Annotated in this window: 14 protein-coding genes; 10 read left to right on the plus strand and 4 right to left on the minus strand. The window is 65.0% G+C overall.

The features are described from left to right. Positions 1–285 precede the first annotated feature (285 nt). From CVM73_RS16930 to CVM73_RS16940, 3 genes are all read left to right on the plus strand, one after another. Positions 286–489 (plus strand): hypothetical protein, encoded by a 204-nt coding sequence (locus CVM73_RS16930; protein WP_100233081.1) that lies wholly within the window; start codon positions 286–288, stop codon positions 487–489. 155 nt (positions 490–644) lie between these two features. Then, the gene (locus tag CVM73_RS16935; protein WP_100233082.1) at positions 645–1,640 is read left to right on the plus strand and encodes a hypothetical protein; all 996 of its coding nucleotides are present in this window, start codon (positions 645–647) and stop codon (positions 1,638–1,640) included. Between the two features lie 42 nt (positions 1,641–1,682). Then, on the plus strand, positions 1,683–2,123 hold the full coding sequence (locus tag CVM73_RS16940; RefSeq protein ID WP_036015220.1) for a DUF1489 family protein: 441 nt from the start codon (positions 1,683–1,685) through the stop codon (positions 2,121–2,123). Here the strand turns inward: CVM73_RS16940 and panC are convergent. Then, positions 2,120–2,971 (minus strand): pantoate--beta-alanine ligase, encoded by an 852-nt coding sequence (gene panC, locus CVM73_RS16945; protein WP_100233083.1) that lies wholly within the window; start codon positions 2,969–2,971, stop codon positions 2,120–2,122. The two genes, CVM73_RS16940 and panC, sit on opposite strands and share 4 nt — an antisense overlap. 285 nt (positions 2,972–3,256) lie before the next feature. On the opposite strand from panC, the gene CVM73_RS16950 reads away from it, so the two are divergent. The 4 genes from CVM73_RS16950 (at position 3,257) to CVM73_RS16965 (ending at position 7,070) form a co-directional block, all read left to right on the plus strand. Beyond that, positions 3,257–4,180, plus strand: a complete 924-nt coding sequence (locus tag CVM73_RS16950) for a division plane positioning ATPase MipZ (RefSeq protein WP_100233084.1) — start codon at positions 3,257–3,259, stop codon at positions 4,178–4,180. 345 nt (positions 4,181–4,525) lie between these two features. Further along, entirely contained in the window at positions 4,526–5,386 is an 861-nt protein-coding gene (locus tag CVM73_RS16955; RefSeq protein ID WP_100233085.1) for an alpha/beta fold hydrolase, read from the plus strand. A 147-nt stretch (positions 5,387–5,533) separates the two neighbouring features. Next, positions 5,534–6,283: a vWA domain-containing protein gene (locus CVM73_RS16960; RefSeq protein WP_100233086.1), complete on the plus strand. Its 750-nt coding sequence runs from the start codon at positions 5,534–5,536 to the stop codon at positions 6,281–6,283. A 61-nt stretch (positions 6,284–6,344) separates the two neighbouring features. Beyond that, the gene (locus tag CVM73_RS16965) at positions 6,345–7,070 is read left to right on the plus strand and encodes a DnaJ domain-containing protein (protein ID WP_100233087.1); all 726 of its coding nucleotides are present in this window, start codon (positions 6,345–6,347) and stop codon (positions 7,068–7,070) included. A 231-nt stretch (positions 7,071–7,301) separates the two neighbouring features. Here CVM73_RS16965 and CVM73_RS16970 read toward each other — a convergent pair whose 3' ends face one another. Continuing rightward, positions 7,302–9,161: a D-alanyl-D-alanine carboxypeptidase gene (locus tag CVM73_RS16970; protein WP_100233088.1), complete on the minus strand. Its 1,860-nt coding sequence runs from the start codon at positions 9,159–9,161 to the stop codon at positions 7,302–7,304. Positions 9,162–9,547: 386 nt separating this feature from the next. Here CVM73_RS16970 and CVM73_RS16975 point away from each other — a divergent pair, with 386 nt between their 5' ends. Further along, a complete protein-coding gene (locus tag CVM73_RS16975; RefSeq protein WP_061877269.1) occupies positions 9,548–9,886 on the plus strand; it encodes a phasin family protein in 339 nt (112 codons plus the stop codon). Between the two features lie 72 nt (positions 9,887–9,958). On the opposite strand, the gene CVM73_RS16980 is transcribed toward CVM73_RS16975, so the two are convergent. Next, entirely contained in the window at positions 9,959–11,320 is a 1,362-nt protein-coding gene (locus CVM73_RS16980; protein ID WP_100233089.1) for a TadE/TadG family type IV pilus assembly protein, read from the minus strand. Between the two features lie 483 nt (positions 11,321–11,803). Between CVM73_RS16980 and clpS the strand changes: the two genes are divergently transcribed. Continuing rightward, a complete protein-coding gene (gene clpS / locus CVM73_RS16985) occupies positions 11,804–12,136 on the plus strand; it encodes an ATP-dependent Clp protease adapter ClpS (RefSeq protein ID WP_063194953.1) in 333 nt (110 codons plus the stop codon). A gap of 285 nt (positions 12,137–12,421) precedes the next feature. After that, positions 12,422–14,830: an ATP-dependent Clp protease ATP-binding subunit ClpA gene (gene clpA, locus CVM73_RS16990; RefSeq protein ID WP_100233091.1), complete on the plus strand. Its 2,409-nt coding sequence runs from the start codon at positions 12,422–12,424 to the stop codon at positions 14,828–14,830. 70 nt (positions 14,831–14,900) lie between these two features. Here the strand turns inward: clpA and CVM73_RS16995 are convergent, their stop codons facing one another. Then, positions 14,901–16,322, minus strand: coding sequence for an MFS transporter (locus CVM73_RS16995; RefSeq protein WP_100233138.1), 1,422 nt, complete (start codon positions 16,320–16,322; stop codon positions 14,901–14,903). Between the last annotated feature and the right edge of the window lie 23 nt (positions 16,323–16,345).

Raw genomic sequence — 16,345 nt, forward strand, 5'->3', positions numbered from 1 at the left:
GTTGGCGGCGTGGCAGCCGGCGGCCCTTAAGGCCGGCAATGGGCGAGGGCCGGGGACCCGGGAACTGCGACACCAGCCTGCGACATGCCGGCAGAACGGACAACTCCGATGGTATCATCGGCCCGCCGGCTGTCCCGTTATCATTTTGAAATGGCTGCAAAATTTGAGCGCGTGCCATGCTGGCATGGCGCTGGCCAAAACGGCGGGACGCGTGCTATACAGCGGCCCGGGTTTCCGGCCGGCCATCGCAGTGGGACACTGGGCGAGGCAGGCGCTGTTTGAGTAATGGAGAGGGTGTTGAAGCACAAATTCCCCGTGGGAACGCGCGTCCTGTTCACGGCCAGCAATATCGCGCGGCCGGCTGCCAGCGGCTCGTATGAGGTCATCCGTCTGCTGCCGACCGAAGGTGACGACTGCCAGTACCGGATCAAGAGCTCGACTGAAGCCTTCGAGCGTGTCGCCAAGGAAAGCCAGCTCGCGCTCTCCTGAAGGCTGACTGCACCCGCGCATTGGTGCCATCGGGGAATTGTGTCCTGCCGCCGTCAAAAGGCCCGCTTCACCTTCGCAAGGTGCGCGGGGGCAGTTGCCGACTCGCGGTGCTCGCTTGACCATCCGCTCTTTGCTCGCGTGAGGGGACGTCGCGCATGAACTGGGCATGGGCCACTTCGCTCGACCAAATCTGGCGTTCGCCGGCCTTCCCGATGTGGATGACGCTGGCGGCTGCCGGATTCTTCGGATTGATTCTCGTGATCACGCTGCTGCGCGCCGACAGATCGGTCGCCAATGGGGCGCTGACCGTCATTACGCTGCTGTCCATCGCGATCGCCGGGGCTGCCACCGTGCGCGTCTATGGACCGGAAGCGCAGTCCGCTCCAGCCGAAGCGCGCGCGCAAGGTGCCGTGACCGCGAGCCTGCCGGCGCTGTCCTGTCTCGACGATCTCGCCGGCGATGCCGTCGCGGCCGGCTGTGAGAAGGCGCTGTTCGGCGCGCCTGACGCTGCGGCCGCGGCCGTCTCCTACACTGCCGCCAGGATCGACCGGCTGACCGCGCTCGGCGACGCCGCCACGGCCGAGAGGAGCCTGACACTCGACATGAAGGTGCTGCGCAAGTCGCTCGAGCGTGATCGCTACGGCCTTGTCGCGCATGTGCTGGTCGCGCGCGACGGCTGCACGCAGTTCGATTGCGCCGCGTTCCGCTCGCTGACCGACCAGCAGCAGGTCGCCGCCAACATGGACTCCCACCTCTACGACACGCTGGTCGCGCGCCATGCGCCGACCTGGAACACGCCCGCAACAGCGCCGGCGATGCCGGCCACTGCTGCGCTTGCCGGGCTGCCGCCATCGGCGCCGACGGGCAAGCCCACCAATGCCGAGTTCCCGAGCGCTTCGTCGACGCCGCCGGTGAGCATCATGAATCCGGAGCCGCCCAGTGCGGCGACCCGCCAGGCGGCGCCGGCCGGAAATGCAGCTCCGCCGCGCGCGCCGGCCTCGGCACAGGCCGCAGCGCCCGCGTCATCAGCTGCGCCGGCCGCCAAGAAACCGCCGCCGGCTCCAAAGGCTGCGCGTGCTCCCGCTGCACCGGTTCCGCTCGCGCCCCCGCCGGCGTCGACGGCCGCTCCCGCGGCTGCGGATAACGAGTAGATCGGCATTCCAAATGCGCGGCGGCCCGGCTAATGCTTGGGCATGCCACTCCATCTGATCAAGCTTGCCGTCGGTTGCGACTCCGTCAAGGAATTGAAGGAGTGGGTGGCCGAACGGATGCAGACCGCCAAGAAGAAGGGGCTGCCGCAACATCACATCCACATCACCCGCATGGTGCCCAAGCGCGACGCCGAAATCCTCGCCGGCGGTTCGCTCTATTGGGTGATCAAGGGCGAGATTGCCGCGCGCGAAAAGATCATCGGCATCGAGCCGTTCCGCGACAAGGACGGCATCGGGCGCTGCCGGATCGTGATGCAGCCGAAGGTGATCTCGGTCTCGCCGCGGCCGATGCGCCCGTTCCAGGGCTGGCGCTATCTGACCGACGATTCCGTGCCGGCCGATCTCGGCAAGTCCGCGGCCGGCTCGATTGCGGCGATGCCGGAGCCGATGCGGCGCGAGCTGCGTGACCTCGGCTTGCTCTAAACCGCGATATTGTCGATCAGCCGGGTGGTGCCGAGCCTGGCCGCGACCAGGATCCGCAGGGGGCCGTCCTTGCGCGCGGTGACCGGTGCCAGCGTCTCGGCATGGCGGACCTCGTAATAGTCGAGCACCAGGCCGGCCGCCTTGATCATCTCCGCGCCGCCCGCCATCGCCGGCGCGATCGAATCGCCGGCACGGATGCGCCCGGCGCTCTCTTTCATGGCGCGGTAGAGGACGGTGGCGGTCTGGCGTTCCTCGGGCGAGAGGTAGACGTTGCGCGAGGACATCGCGAGCCCGTCGCGCTCGCGCACGGTGCGGGAGCCGATGACCTTGACGCCGAGGTCGAGGTCGCGCGCCATCTGTGTCACCACCCGCAGCTGCTGAAAATCCTTTTCGCCGAAGATCGCAACATCCGGCCGGCACTGCGTGAACAGCTTGCCGACGACGGTGGCGACCCCGCCGAAGAAGTGCGGGCGGAAGCGGTCCTCGAGGCCGGCTAGCGCCGGCCCTTCCGGCACGATGCGGGTGGCAAAGCCCTCCGGATACATGGCCTCGACGCCGGGGTGCCAGACGATATCAACGTCCTCGGCGGCGAGCTTGGCGATGTCGGCCTTCCAGGTTCGCGGATAGGCGCCAAAATCCTCCGTCGGGGCGAACTGAGCCGGGTTGACGAAGATCGACACCACGACGCGGCTGGCGCGCCGCCTGGCAAGACGGACCAGCGACACATGCCCGTCATGGAGGGCCCCCATGGTCGGGACCAGCGCGACCGTGGCCTTTCGCTTGCGGAGATTGTCGACGGCGCGTCGCAGGGCGGGGACCGTGCGGGCGATCAATGGGCTTGCTGACATCAGGACTCGACGGATTGGGAATCGGCGAAAGGTGAGGGCGTAGCGCCCGACGGGCTAACCTTAACAAGCGGCGATCGTGGACGCCATGCATCCGGATGCGGCACAGCATCCCGCGCAAGGTGGCGCAGGACGTCGCGACATTGTGGGCTGGATCACAGACGAAGCACCGCGCCGCGATTCATGATGAAGCAGGGCGCGCTGCGATTTGCATTACCTGTCACGCATTTCACTTGACCGCAGAGACGGCCAACTCGAAGATATTCGTTAGGGGTGTTGAGGATCGCCATGCTTGTGCAGGCTAGCCAAGGCCAATCCGGCGCGGCGCATGTCGTCGTGCTCGGCAACGAGAAGGGCGGCTCCGGCAAATCGACCACCGCTTTGCACATTGCCATCGCGCTCCTGAAGGCCGGCCAGCGCGTCGCCACCATCGACCTCGACTGCCGCCAGCAGAGTTTCACCCGCTATATCGACAACCGCGTCGCCTGGGCCCGCCGCACCAAGCTCGACCTCGAACTGCCGGTGCATCGCTGCATCAGGCTCGGCGAGACCATGCAGATCGCAGAGAACGAGAATTCCGAGTTCCAGCAGTTCATGGAGGCGGTCTCGGCGGTCGAGAGCAGCTTCGACTTCATCGTGATCGATACGCCCGGCACCGACAGCTATCTGATGCGGCTTGCCCATTCGATGGCCGACACCCTGGTGACACCGATCAACGACAGCTTCCTCGATTTCGACGTGCTCGGCACCGTCGACCCCGCGAGCTACGCGGTGACGGGCGAGAGCCACTATGCCGAGATGGTGCGCGACGTCAGGCGCAAGCGCCGCCAGCTCGACGGCGCGACCACCGACTGGATCGTCGTGCGCAACCGCCTCTCCATGCTCGGCTCCCGCAACAAGCAGCTGGTCGCCGAGGGGTTGAAGGATCTGTCGCTGCGGCTCGGCTTCCGCTACGTCGACGGCTTTGCCGAACGCGTCGTCTACCGCGAATTTTTCCCGCGCGGGCTGACCGCCCTCGACGAGATCGACGAGGCCACGCTCGGCATGCGGCCCAATCTCGGCCATCTCACCGCGCGGGAGGAAGTGACGAGCCTGCTCCGCCAGCTCAAGCTGCCGCTCGACGAGCGCGGCCGCCGCCGCGCGGCCAACCGGGCCGAGTGGTTCAGCCAAGTCGACAAGCCGCTCGAGGTCCACGACATCCTCGGCGCCTGACGTCGCGGTACCACGCTACTTCCAGCCGATCCGGGCCACTCCCTGCCGCGGGAACCCGGCGGGCGCCCGGCGCGTTTTCATCCTACGTCCCCTGCGAAATCGAACCCGATCGAGACCGGTTGCGTCGAATAGGGGCCTGCACCCTGACGTAGCGGTATGAGGATGGGGTGCTCACGAAATGTGTGCGACGCACAATGAAAGGGCTGCCGGTTCACAACATTTAGCCTTCCTGTCACGCTCCTGTGACATATATTAGCGAATAGGCGACAAGGGGCCGAAGAGCCCCGGAAGAACACGATTTTCAACAGGGATTCAGGCTGCTAACGCCTGAGGCTGAGGACGAAAATGAAGCGTGGAATTGCCGTTCTGGTTTCGGTCAGTGCCCTCTGCGGCGTCGCCTATTTCACGGCGAGCAAGTGGGCGATCAAGCATGAGACCATCACCTTCTACGATGCCTCGCGCGACAACCGACCGGTGCCCGTCGACATCGCGGTGCGCCGCGACAAGGAAATGCAGGCCAATGCCGGCATGATCACGCTGCCGGTCGCCGTGATCAACCACGGCAACACCGTCAAGAACACCGAGTACGGGTTCCTCGCCAACATCTTCGCTGCGCGCGGCTATATGGTCGTGAGCCCGCAGCATGACTTGCCGACCGATCCTCCGATGGTGACCAAGCCCGGCGAGCTCTATGTCGGCCGGCTGCCGCAGATCCTGCGCGGCGTCGCCAACATCCATCTTGCCATGCAGGAGATGAAGAAGGTTCAGCCCAACGCCGACTATGACAAGGTGACGATGGTCGGCCACTCCATGGGCGGCGACATCACGATGTACTTCGCCAAGCAGTATCCAGATGAGGTCAAGAAGGTCGTCACGCTCGACAATCTGCGCGTGCCCTTCGTCACCGCCGGCAAGTTCAAGATCCTGTCGTTCCGCTCCCAGGATCCCCAGTTCAAGACCGACGCAGGCGTGCTCCCGACCGACGAGGAATGCGAGAAGGCGGGCATCCAGGTCGTGAAGACCGAATTCCAGCACAACGACATGCGCGACACCGGTCCGGATGTGGCCAAGAACTCGATCCAGGGCATGCTCGACAAGTTCCTGAGCGCGACCGACAGCGAGGTGGCGCCGGTCGACACGCAATCGTCGCCGCCCAAGATCCTCGAGCCTGGCCCGGTCGCCCTGATGGCGCCTGCCAAGGGCTGATATACAAGAGCTGACATACAAGAGCTGACGTCACCACTCGACTGCACCGATCGTCCAAAGCCTCCGCCGGCGCCGCCCGCGGAGGCTTTGCGCATTGACCGGGCCGCATGCGCTGACCACATTAGCCCTTCACGCAGGGTGCAAGCGATGTCGGGCGAACCCATCAAACCGCGCGGTCGCGATGCCGTCTCGGCGCAAGCAGACGGCGCGCTACCGAAAGCTGGGACCTCAACTTCGGAAGACATCGCCGCCTTCGTCGCCAAGGCGCGGGCACTGTCACCGCATGCACCGGGCGCGAAGGGACGGCTGATCTTTGCGCTGGATGCGACGATGAGCCGGCAGCCGACCTGGGACATGGCCTGCGCGCTCCAGGCCGACATGTTTCGCGAAACCGCGGCGCTCGGCAGTCTCGACATCCGTTTGGTCTACTATCGCGGCTTCAACGAGTGCCGCGCGACGGGTTGGATCTCCGACAGCGCCAAGCTGGCGACGCTGATGAGCAAGATCGATTGCCGCGGCGGCGATACCCAGATCGGCAAGGTGCTGAGCGAGGCCCGCCGCGAGGCGGTCGCATCCGGCGTGCGGGCCGTGGTCTTCGTCGGCGATGCCATGGAGGAAGACATCGACGAGCTCTGCGCCAAGGCCGGCGAGCTCGGCATGCTCAAGGTGCCCGTGTTCGTGTTTCAGGAGGGGCATGACGCGGTCGCCGAGCGGGCCTTCCGCGAGATCGCGCGCCTGACTGGCGGTGCCTGGTGCCGGTTCGATCCCGGTGCGGCGGCGCAGTTGCGCGAGCTGTTGCGGGCAGCTGCGGCCTATGCCGCCGGCGGACGCGAAGCGTTGTTGAAGCTGGCTGGAAGCGTGAGCGGCGCGGCGACGCTGATCAGCCAGATGAAGTAGCGATCAGGCCGGCGGCGATGGACGCCATGCTTTTTGACGAGAGGACGACTATATTCCGGCCATGACCCTGATCGCCGGCGCTGTCGCCGTTATCACGCTTTATCTGCTGCTCCAGACGTTTCGTTCCGCCAATCCGGCGGTGCTGGCGCGCACCATCAAGTTCGGCGGCGGCGTGCTGGCGCTGGCTGTCGCGGCCTTCACGGGCTTGCGCGGCGAACTGGCGGTTGCGATCCCGCTCGGGATTTTTGGCGCGGGGCTGCTCGGCTGGACGCCGTTGGCGAACGCCGGCTTCGGCAATGTCGGAGGGCTGTTCGGCGGCGCCGCGACGCGCCCGTCCGGGCAGGCCTCGCAGGTGCGCTCGCAATTCCTGGACATGCGGCTCGACCACGACTCCGGCCAGCTTTCAGGCCAGATCGTCGCGGGGCCTCACGCCGGGCGTAATCTCGAAGAGTTCGATCTCGCCAGCCTGCTGGCGATGGTCCCGACGTTCGACGCCGAGAGCGTGGCCTTACTTGAAAGCTATCTGGACCGCCGGTTTCCCGCTTGGCGTCAGAACGCGCAGGGCGATGCGGCAGGGCGGCAGCGCCGCACGGCGACGAGCAGCAAAATGACGACGGAGGAAGCCTATCAGATCCTTGGCCTGCAGCCGGGGGCGGGGCGCGACGACATCAGCCGGGCCCACAAGTCCCTGATGAAGAAACTCCATCCCGACCAGGGGGGCTCGACGTATCTCGCTGCCCGGGTAAACGAGGCCAAGGATACTCTGCTTCGCACGCATAACGGCTAACTCCGGCACCACGCTACAAACGCCCGTACCGCGTGAGCTCTGTTTGCTCTGTCTGCCGTCGCCCGCCTTGTCGGCGTGGTCGATCCCTTGAGCAAAGTTTTAACCGTAAATCCTTGACGAGAGGTTGTCGTGCAACAGCCTTGTCGTGAACGGCCTCGGCATCACCGCATCCCCAAAACGAAAATGCCCGCGCAAGGCGCGCGGGCATCTGGTCTGCAACGGAGAAGGAGATCAGTTGCGAACCGTGATGCAGGAGATCTCGGCGCGCTTCAAGGTGCGGCAGACTGCTTCGGCCTGGTCGCGCTCGAGCCCGGCGAAGCGGGCGCGGTAGAGCTTGCGATTGTCCTTGGCGACGACAGGCTCGGTGAACGGGTCAGCCTTGCTGAGCAGGCCGCGGGCCGAGCTGCGGGCGGCGTCGATGCGTTGCTGAGCTTCGTTCTCGCTCTCGAGCGCGCCGACCTGAACGATCCAGCCGCTGTGGGTGACGGCTGGCTTGGTGGTGGCGCTCATCTGGATCGGCTGCGGCGCCGGATCGGCGGACGCGAGCTTCGGAGCGGCAGGAGCGGCTGCAGCGGCGGTTGCGGCCGGCAGCACCCCGAGGATGCCGTTGCCAGTGCCGAAGCCGGCCGGCTGCCGCGGCAGTTCGGTGCGGGCAATCTCGGCCTTCGGTGCTTCCGGCTGGCTCACCGCCTCCGGCTTGTTGATGAGATCCGCCCTGGCGACGACGGCGCCGGAGGTTTCCGCGATGTCGGAACGGGGCGGGATGGTGCTGGTGACCGGCGGCGCGACCTGGACGCCAACCTGGGCCGGGGTCGCGGAGGCGACCTTCACGGCGCCGGCCTTGACCTGAACCGTCTTGACCCGAACCGGCTTCATCGGCTCGGACGAGCCGGGGATGATGGAGAGCGGCTGGCTCGAGATCACGCCATTGGTGAGCGGCGCAGGCTCGACCTTGGACTCCGTCGGCCGAACTTCGGGCTTGTTGGCATCAGATCGGTGCTGAGCCGGCGGCATCGCGGCAGTCGCAGCGGCCAGCGTCGACAGGCGCGCGGCAAGGCGCGACGGGGCAGCCTCGGGAGCAGGGGCCGCGCCGGCCTGGAGTTGCGGGGCGGAGCGGGGAGCATCCGACGCATCGGCGACGTCGGTATTGGCCTCGGCGCCGTTGCGCTCCGTGACCGCGGCGACGGTGTGAACGGGCGCACCCTTCTCGAGGTTCTCCGCGAGCAGGTTGCGCATGATGGCGTCGCGCGGGCCGCCGCTGCGGCCGCCGAGCACAACGCCGATCAGGTGGCGGTTGCCGCGGCGCATCGAGGTGACGAGGTTGAAGCCGGAGGCGCGGGTGTAGCCGGTCTTGATGCCATCCCCGCCCTCGACGCTGCCGAGCAGGTGATTGTGGTTGCGGATCGACTGTCCCCGCCAGTTGAACGTCGAGGTCGCAAAATAGCGATAGTAGCGCGGGAAGCGTTCCTGGATGGCGCGGCCGAGCGTGGCCTGGTCGCGTGCGGTCGTGACCTGCTCATCGTTGGGAAGGCCATTGGCATTGCGGTAGACCGTCCTGGACATGCCGAGCGAGCGCGCCTTGCGCGTCATCATCTGGGCGAAGTCGTCTTCATCTCCGGCGATCGCTTCCGCGATCACCACGGCGGCGTCGTTGGCGGAGCGGGTGACGAGGCCCTTGATCGCGTCCTCGACGCGAATGGTCTGGCCGGCACGCAGGTTCAGCTTGGTCGGATCCTGGTCGGCGGCGTGCTGGGACACCGGCATCTCGGTGTCGAGCCTCATCTTGCCGGATTCGAGGCGCTCGAACAGCAGATAGAGCGTCATGATCTTGGTCAGCGAGGCCGGATGGCGGATCCCGTCAGGGCTTGTTGCCTGCAGCACCGCGCCGGAATTGCCGTCGATGATGATGGACGCGAATTTCGGGCTGGCGCTCTCGGACACATCGCGCTGGACCCGGTGGTGCGCATAGTGTCGGCGATGGCGCCGCGCCTCGGCTGCATCGGTGGTGAAAATGATTGCGGTGGTGACCGTAAGAAGCCCGAAAACGCCAACCCGCGCCAAGCGCGAGGAAGACAAGTTTTTACGAAGCATGGAACCCCGTCCCCGTTTCTGACTTGATCACCGGCCCGTGAGGCGAAATTGTGCCCAATGGACCCGGATCATTACCTGCTCAGGCTGTCCCTCCGCTGGTGTTCGCCGCGGGGGACGTTGGACCCGAGCCGCTGTTCTGGCTAAGGTGATGTTCTCAAACGGCTTTTGGCCGCTCGCGGAAGTGAACACGTCCAGGGAATCAGGGTAGGGGGCCGCGGTTTCCAAAAGCTTAAGGAACCCTTGCGGGAAACCCCGGGAATCTCTGCGAATTGCGTCGAGTTTTGTGCGGCGCACAAGATTCTTGACTTTTTTGTGCATTGCATTAATTTTGGGCGAAGTCAGGGAGCCGGGGCTTCCCGACGCGAGCCAGGGAAAAGGATTCCGACATGTTCAAGGTTGAAGACTTTCAGAACTACGGGAAAGAGCAGTTCGAGCAGTGCGTTGCCTCCGCGACCTCGGTGCAGCACGGCCTCCAGGCGATCGCCAGCGCCTATGGCGATTATACGAAGAAGTCGTTCGAAGACACCAAGTCCTTCGTCGAGAAGCTTTCCGGCGTGAAGTCGCTGGACAAGGCCATGGAAGCGCAGACCGATTTTGCCCGTTCCAGCTACGAGACCTTCGTTGCGGAATCGCAGAAGATCGCCGGCCTCTACAGCGACCTCGCCAAGCAAGCGTTCAAGCCGGTCGAGACCATCGTGTCGAAGTTCACCCCGGCCGCTCAGTAGCGTCTCAGGGCATCCTGGAATCGAAAAGCCCGGCTGAACCAGCCGGGCTTTTTGTTGTGAGCGATGGGGCCGTCAGCGTGCCACGCGCAGCTTCGACAGCGAAGTGCCGATATCCTTGAACACCGAGACGGTCTGGCTCGCCGAGGTGACCAGATAGAACTTGTCGCTGCCGCTGGCGCAATATTGCAGCACGCTCGAGGTCGGATCGCCGCCGGTGTTCACCTGCACCGTATAGATCGTGATGTTGTTGGGCTGGGCCTTGGCGTTGTCGCAGAGGATCTTCTGTCGCGCGTCGATCTGCGAAGCACCGCTGTACCAGCGGTTCTGCGTGTTGAGACCGTCGGAGAGCAGGACGATCGCGTCCTTGTAGGTGTAGTTCGTGTCCTTGGCCGGCGCATTCATGGGATCGCCGGTCGACAGCGTCATCCAGCCCCAGGCGAGGCCGATGCCCTGGTTGGTATTGCCGGTCGGAACCAGCTTGTCGATCAGGGACTTGAGCGTGGCCCAATCGTAGCTGAGCGGCATGATCGGCTGGATGTAGGCCGAGTTGCCGGAATTGCAGTAGGAATATTGGTCGGCCGGGAAGAGCGTGGCCGAATTGCTGCTCACGGGAGTCGTGTTCTTGGTGTCGTAGTCCTGGTCGCGGTCAGTGATGCATCCCGTCCATTTGTTGTGGCTCTTCGGCGTCCAGGTCTTGCCGGCACCCACGCAGCTTGATTGTTGCTTGTACCAATTGTCGCTGCAGCTGCCATTCACCGCTTCCCAGTCGCTCCAGTCGATCCAGGACTTGTCATAGTTGGTGCTGCCGACGTTGACGTCCTTGGAAAACGGCACGATCGAGATGTAGACGTCGCCGTTGGTCTTGGCGAGCGCGCTGAGCTGGTCGACCAGGTTCTTCGCCGCCGTCTGCATGGCCGGCATCTTATCGTCATAGGCCATCGATCCCGTGACGTCGAGCACCAGGGCCACGCGCATGCGCGTCAGGCCCCAGGCGCTGGTGGATGTGGTGCCGATGTCGAGTGTCGGGAAGCCGGCGATCTTCATGAAGCTGGTCGTATAGGTGCCGGTTCCGGTGAGCTGGATTGTCGAGCCGATGCTGGTGCTCGCGGTATAGGTGGCCGCGACGCTGACCGACGGCAGGGTCTTGGTGCCCGTGAACAGGGCGTCGAAATAGGATTGCGCCTTAGTCGAGATCTGCGACGTCGTGATGGTGCCGGACGACAGGTCCCTGGAAAGCATCAGTGCGGTGGAATCGAGGGCTGACTGCATGGAGGAGCGCGCCTGGGCTGCGCGGCTATAGTCGACTGCGGCGCCGACGAAGCTCAGCACCGGAACGAGCGCGATGGCGAAGATCACGGCGATATTGCCCTGCTCGGCCACTGCAAAGCGGGCGAGTTGTCGACCAAGGCGCCTGACGAGGGGCAAGCGAGACATGACGATCCCCGAAATCTGTGTTTTGCCCGATTTCGCGCCACGCCGTTGAATGGTAGGTAAATTGGACCGTCGAAAACCGGAGCCATCGGCGGAAAACCATCGCAGGGAGGTTAACGGCCCGGTTCCTGGTCAACATGTTCTAAACGCGGCGGACGGAAGTTTTTGTCAAATCGGTCCGGATTGATTAACCTGATCGAGATCGCCCGGACCGGGAATCGGGGACTGCCGCGGCCGCATCGGCCGGACCTTCGCATGCTTGCGGCCAGCCGGGGGCAGGCCCATATTGCTGGTGAACGATCCGGCTTGGACCGGATTTGTCGGGAGCGGCGATCCAACAAGGCGGCGCGCCTGCGCCAGGCTCCGAAGGGCGGGGTCGCGCGGTGGCCGCCATTCGCTTCCGTGGGGAATTTGAACGCCTGTGCCATGCCGCAATTGACTTCCAGCCTCGACCTGTCCGCGCCAGCCGCTGCCGACGCTCCTCGCATGAGCAACGATGAGAACCGTTCGGGCACCCCCTCGGGTCCGAACACTTCGGTCATCACCAAGGTCAAGCCCAAGACCAAGCGGCCGAACCTGTACCGCGTGCTGATCCTGAACGACGACTACACGCCGATGGAGTTCGTCGTTCACGTGCTGGAGAAGTTCTTCAACAAGGACATCGAAGCCGCGACCAAGATCATGCTGCACGTCCATCATCATGGCATCGGGGAGTGCGGCGTGTTCACCTACGAGATCGCCGAGACCAAGGTGACGCAGGTGATGGATTTCGCCCGCAAGCACCAGCATCCGCTGCAATGCGTGATGGAAAAGAAGTAAGACGCCTTGCGACGCGTTTGAGGCCGGCTCTCGTGTGGCCGCGGTGCGATTGTCGCGTGACGGCCGCGCGATGTCCGTTGCCGCCGGCAAAAATACGGAATTCTGCACCGGCGCCAGTCCCGCCCAAATCGGAACGGGTTTTGCATCGAAAATACCGCAGGTGTGTCGCCGCCGAGTCGCGGAACCGGTCTTTTGCCGCGATCTTGTATAACTATATGTGACAAAGGTTGTTGTTGCCTGACCGGGCGATGACGATCATGATGGTGGGGGCCATAGAGGACGCGAATGCCGACTTTTTCCCAAAGCCTTGAACAATCCCTGCATCGTGCGCTGGCGATCGCAAACGAGCGTCATCACCAATACGCGACGCTCGAGCATCTTTTGCTCTCCCTGATCGACGACTCCGATGCAGCCGCGGTCATGCGCGCCTGTAGCGTCGATCTCGACAAGCTCCGTACGAGCCTCGTCAACTACCTTGAGACCGAATTCGAGAACCTGGTGACGGATGGCGCCGATGATGCCAAGCCGACCGCCGGTTTCCAGCGCGTGATCCAGCGCGCGGTAATCCATGTGCAGTCGTCGGGCCGCGAAGAGGTGACCGGCGCCAACGTGCTGATCGCGATCTTCGCCGAACGCGAGAGCCATGCGGCTTACTTCCTGCAAGAGCAGGACATGACGCGCTATGATGCGGTGAACTACATCAGCCACGGCATCGCCAAGCGGCCGGGCGTCTCCGAGGCGCGGCCCGTGCGCGGCGTCGACGAGGAGACCGAGACCAAGGGCAACGAGGACGCCAAGAAGAAGGGCGAGGCGCTCGAGACCTATTGCGTCAACCTCAACAAGAAGGCGCGTGACGGCAAGATCGATCCGGTGATCGGACGCAATTCCGAGATCAACCGCGCGATCCAGGTGCTGTGCCGCCGGCAGAAGAACAATCCGCTGTTCGTGGGCGAGGCAGGCGTTGGCAAGACCGCGATCGCGGAGGGCCTTGCCAAGCGCATCGTCGACAGCGAGGTGCCGGAAGTGCTGGCGGCCGCGACCGTGTTCTCGCTGGACATGGGCACGCTGCTCGCAGGCACGCGCTATCGCGGCGACTTCGAAGAGCGCCTGAAGCAGGTGCTGAAGGAGCTCGAGGCGCATCCCAACGCCATCCTGTTCATCGACGAGATCCACACCGTGATCGGTGCGGGAGCGACGTCGGGCGGGGCGATGGACGCTTCGAACCTGCTCAAGCCGGCGCTTGCCTCAGGCACGATCCGCTGCATGGGCTCGACCACCTACAAGGAATATCGGCAGCACTTCGAGAAGGACCGCGCGCTGGTGCGGCGCTTCCAGAAGATCGACATCAACGAGCCGACGGTCGAGGACGCCATCGCGATCCTCAAGGGCCTCAAGCCGTATTTCGAGGACTACCACCGGCTGAAGTACACCAATGAGGCGATCGAGGCTGCGGTGCAGCTCTCCTCGCGCTACATCCACGACCGCAAGCTGCCCGACAAGGCGATCGACGTGATCGACGAGTCCGGCGCGGCGCAGATGCTGGTGGCCGAGAACAAGCGCAAGAAGACGATCGGCATCAAGGAGATCGAGACCACGATCGCCTCGATGGCGCGGATTCCGCCGAAGAGCGTGTCGAAGGACGATGCCGAGGTGCTCAAGCATCTCGAGCAGACCCTGAAGCGCACCGTATTCGGCCAGGACAAGGCGATCGAGTCGCTTGCCGCCTCGATCAAGCTCGCGCGCGCGGGCCTGCGCGAGCCGGAGAAGCCGATCGGCTGCTACCTGTTCTCGGGCCCCACCGGCGTCGGCAAGACCGAGGTGGCCAAGCAACTCGCGGCCGCGCTGGGCGTCGAGCTGCTGCGCTTCGACATGTCCGAATATATGGAGCGGCACACCGTGTCGCGCCTGATCGGCGCGCCTCCCGGCTATGTTGGCTTCGATCAGGGCGGCCTGCTCACCGATGGCGTCGACCAGCATCCGCATTGCGTGGTGCTGCTCGACGAAATCGAGAAGGCGCATCCAGACCTCTACAACGTGCTGCTCCAGATCATGGATCACGGTCGGCTCACCGACCACAACGGCAAGCAGGTCAACTTCCGCAACGTGATCCTGATCATGACCACCAATGCGGGCGCAGCGGATCTCGCCAAGCAGGCGTTCGGGTTCACCCGCTCCAAGCGCGAAGGCGACGACCACGAGGCGATCAACCGGCAGTTCGCGCCGGAATTCCGCAATCGCCTCGATGCCATCGTCTCGTTCGGCCATCTCAGCGTCGAGGTGATTGGCACGGTCGTGGAGAAGTTCGTGCTTCAGCTCGAGGCGCAGCTCGGCGACCGCGACGTCACAATCGAGCTGTCCGAGGAGGCCAAGGCCTGGCTGATCCAGCACGGCTATGACGAGCAGATGGGCGCACGTCCCATGGCCCGCGTGATCCAGGAGCACATCAAGAAGCCGCTGGCTGACGAGGTGCTGTTCGGCAAGCTGAAGGGTGGCGGTCACGTGCGCGTCGTTCTGGTCAAGGACGAGGCCGACGAGACCAAGGACAAGATCGGCTTCGAGTTCGTCGAAGGCCCGGTCACGCCGAAGCAAGAGAAGCTCCCGGGCGCCCGTAGGCGCCCGCCGGGCAAGCCCAAGCCGGGCGGTCCCGGCGGCTCGAAGGGGCCAACCTCCAAGGGGCCGCTGGTCAAGGCTTGATCGGCGTGTGACGATTTGAAAAGGCCGGCTTCGCAGCCGGCCTTTTTTCTGACTGGCGAGAGGGACCGATTTACTCTCCCTTCATCCGCTGGCCCTCCTGCACCCGGATATGCTCGGCGCCGCGCGCGCCCGCGGGTGACAGCCGCAGCATGCTGAGCAGCGCGCCGCACAGGGCAAAGCCGACGCCGGCGAGCAGCGCGATCCTGGTGCCCTCCTGCGGGTAGCGGCCGAGGAACAGTGCGACCAGCGCCGCGCCCGTGGTTTGGCCGAGCAGGCGGGCGGTGCCCAGCATGCCGCTGGCGCCGCCGGAGCGCTCACGCGGGGCGGCCGCGATCATGGTGCGGTTGTTCGGGGTCTGGAACAGGCCGAAACCAAAGCCGGCCAGGGCCATGCGCCAGGCGATGTCGAATGCACCTGGCACGTCTGGCAGCATCGCCAGCGAAGCGAGCCCGCCTGCGAACAGCAATAGGCCAATGCCGCCGAGCAAGCCGGCCGGATAGTGCTCGACAAGGCGCCCGGCAAGCGGGGCGGCGAACGCGACCGTGATCGGCCAGGGCGTGATCAGAAGGCCCATATGCACGGCTGAATAGCCGAAGCGGCTTTGGAGGTAGAACGGGATCGCGACGAAGGCGAGCATCTGGGCGCAGAACGAGGCGATCGAGGTTGCGATCGACAGGGCGAAGATCGGGATACGCAGGAGATCGACCGGCAGCAGCGGTGCGGCCATATGCGTCTCGCGCCAGACGAGAGCCGCCCCTGCGACCGCTGCGACGCCGAACTCGATCAGGCAAGTGAGGAGCGGCTCGCCATGGCCGACGCTGTCGACGGCGAAAATGCCGACGCCGAAGGTGACGGCGCTTAAGCCCGCGCTCTGCCAGTCGAATGAATGCGCCGCCAGGCGCGTGTGCGGCAGGCAGCGCGCGCCGAGCGCAACGGCGACCGCGCCGATCGGCACGTTGATCGCGAACAGCCAGGGCCAGCTTCCCACGGCCAAGATGCCCGAGGCCAGCGTCGGCCCGATCGCGGCCGACACCGCCACGACGAGCGCGTTGCGCGCGATGCCGCGGCCGAGCAGCGCATGCGGATAGGTGAAGCGCACCAGCGCGGTGTTGACGCTCATGATGCCGGCCGCGCCAAAACCCTGGATGATGCGCGCGACGGTCAGCAGCGGCAGCGAGTGCGCGACGGCGCAAAGGGCGGAGGCGAGGGTGAACAGCGCAAGACCCGCCAGATAGACGCGCCGGTAGCCGACGATCTCGCCGAGCGAGGCCAGCGGCAGCAGCGAGATCGTGATGGCAAGTTGATAACCGTTGACGATCCAGATCGAGAAGGCGGGGCTCGCATCGAGGTCGGCCGCGATCGTCGGTAGCGCCACATTCGCGATGGCGCCGTCGATCACGGACATGGTGATGCCGAGCGCGACGGTGAGGATGGCCCATCGACGCTGCGGCAGCGGCAGTCCGTCGGCCTGCTCGATGGTGACTGTCGACATTGTGAGCGGCGTCTGGTTTTGCG

The organism is Bradyrhizobium forestalis, from assembly GCF_002795245.1.
Lineage (GTDB): Bacteria > Pseudomonadota > Alphaproteobacteria > Rhizobiales > Xanthobacteraceae > Bradyrhizobium > Bradyrhizobium forestalis.

Bases quoted from the DNA above. Each gene is read 5' to 3' on its own strand.
- CVM73_RS16995 (WP_100233138.1), bottom strand. From the start codon at position 16,322: ATGTCGACAGTCACCATCGAGCAGGCCGACGGACTGCCGCTGCCGCAG.
- clpA (WP_100233091.1), top strand. From the start codon at position 12,422: ATGCCGACTTTTTCCCAAAGCCTTGAACAATCCCTGCATCGTGCGCTG.
- CVM73_RS16965 (WP_100233087.1), top strand. From the start codon at position 6,345: ATGACCCTGATCGCCGGCGCTGTCGCCGTTATCACGCTTTATCTGCTG.
- CVM73_RS16950 (WP_100233084.1), top strand. From the start codon at position 3,257: ATGCTTGTGCAGGCTAGCCAAGGCCAATCCGGCGCGGCGCATGTCGTC.
- CVM73_RS16935 (WP_100233082.1), top strand. From the start codon at position 645: ATGAACTGGGCATGGGCCACTTCGCTCGACCAAATCTGGCGTTCGCCG.
- CVM73_RS16940 (WP_036015220.1), top strand. From the start codon at position 1,683: ATGCCACTCCATCTGATCAAGCTTGCCGTCGGTTGCGACTCCGTCAAG.
- CVM73_RS16960 (WP_100233086.1), top strand. From the start codon at position 5,534: ATGTCGGGCGAACCCATCAAACCGCGCGGTCGCGATGCCGTCTCGGCG.
- CVM73_RS16980 (WP_100233089.1), bottom strand. From the start codon at position 11,320: ATGTCTCGCTTGCCCCTCGTCAGGCGCCTTGGTCGACAACTCGCCCGC.
- CVM73_RS16970 (WP_100233088.1), bottom strand. From the start codon at position 9,161: ATGCTTCGTAAAAACTTGTCTTCCTCGCGCTTGGCGCGGGTTGGCGTT.
- clpS (WP_063194953.1), top strand. From the start codon at position 11,804: ATGAGCAACGATGAGAACCGTTCGGGCACCCCCTCGGGTCCGAACACT.
- CVM73_RS16930 (WP_100233081.1), top strand. From the start codon at position 286: ATGGAGAGGGTGTTGAAGCACAAATTCCCCGTGGGAACGCGCGTCCTG.
- panC (WP_100233083.1), bottom strand. From the start codon at position 2,971: ATGTCAGCAAGCCCATTGATCGCCCGCACGGTCCCCGCCCTGCGACGC.
- CVM73_RS16955 (WP_100233085.1), top strand. From the start codon at position 4,526: ATGAAGCGTGGAATTGCCGTTCTGGTTTCGGTCAGTGCCCTCTGCGGC.
- CVM73_RS16975 (WP_061877269.1), top strand. From the start codon at position 9,548: ATGTTCAAGGTTGAAGACTTTCAGAACTACGGGAAAGAGCAGTTCGAG.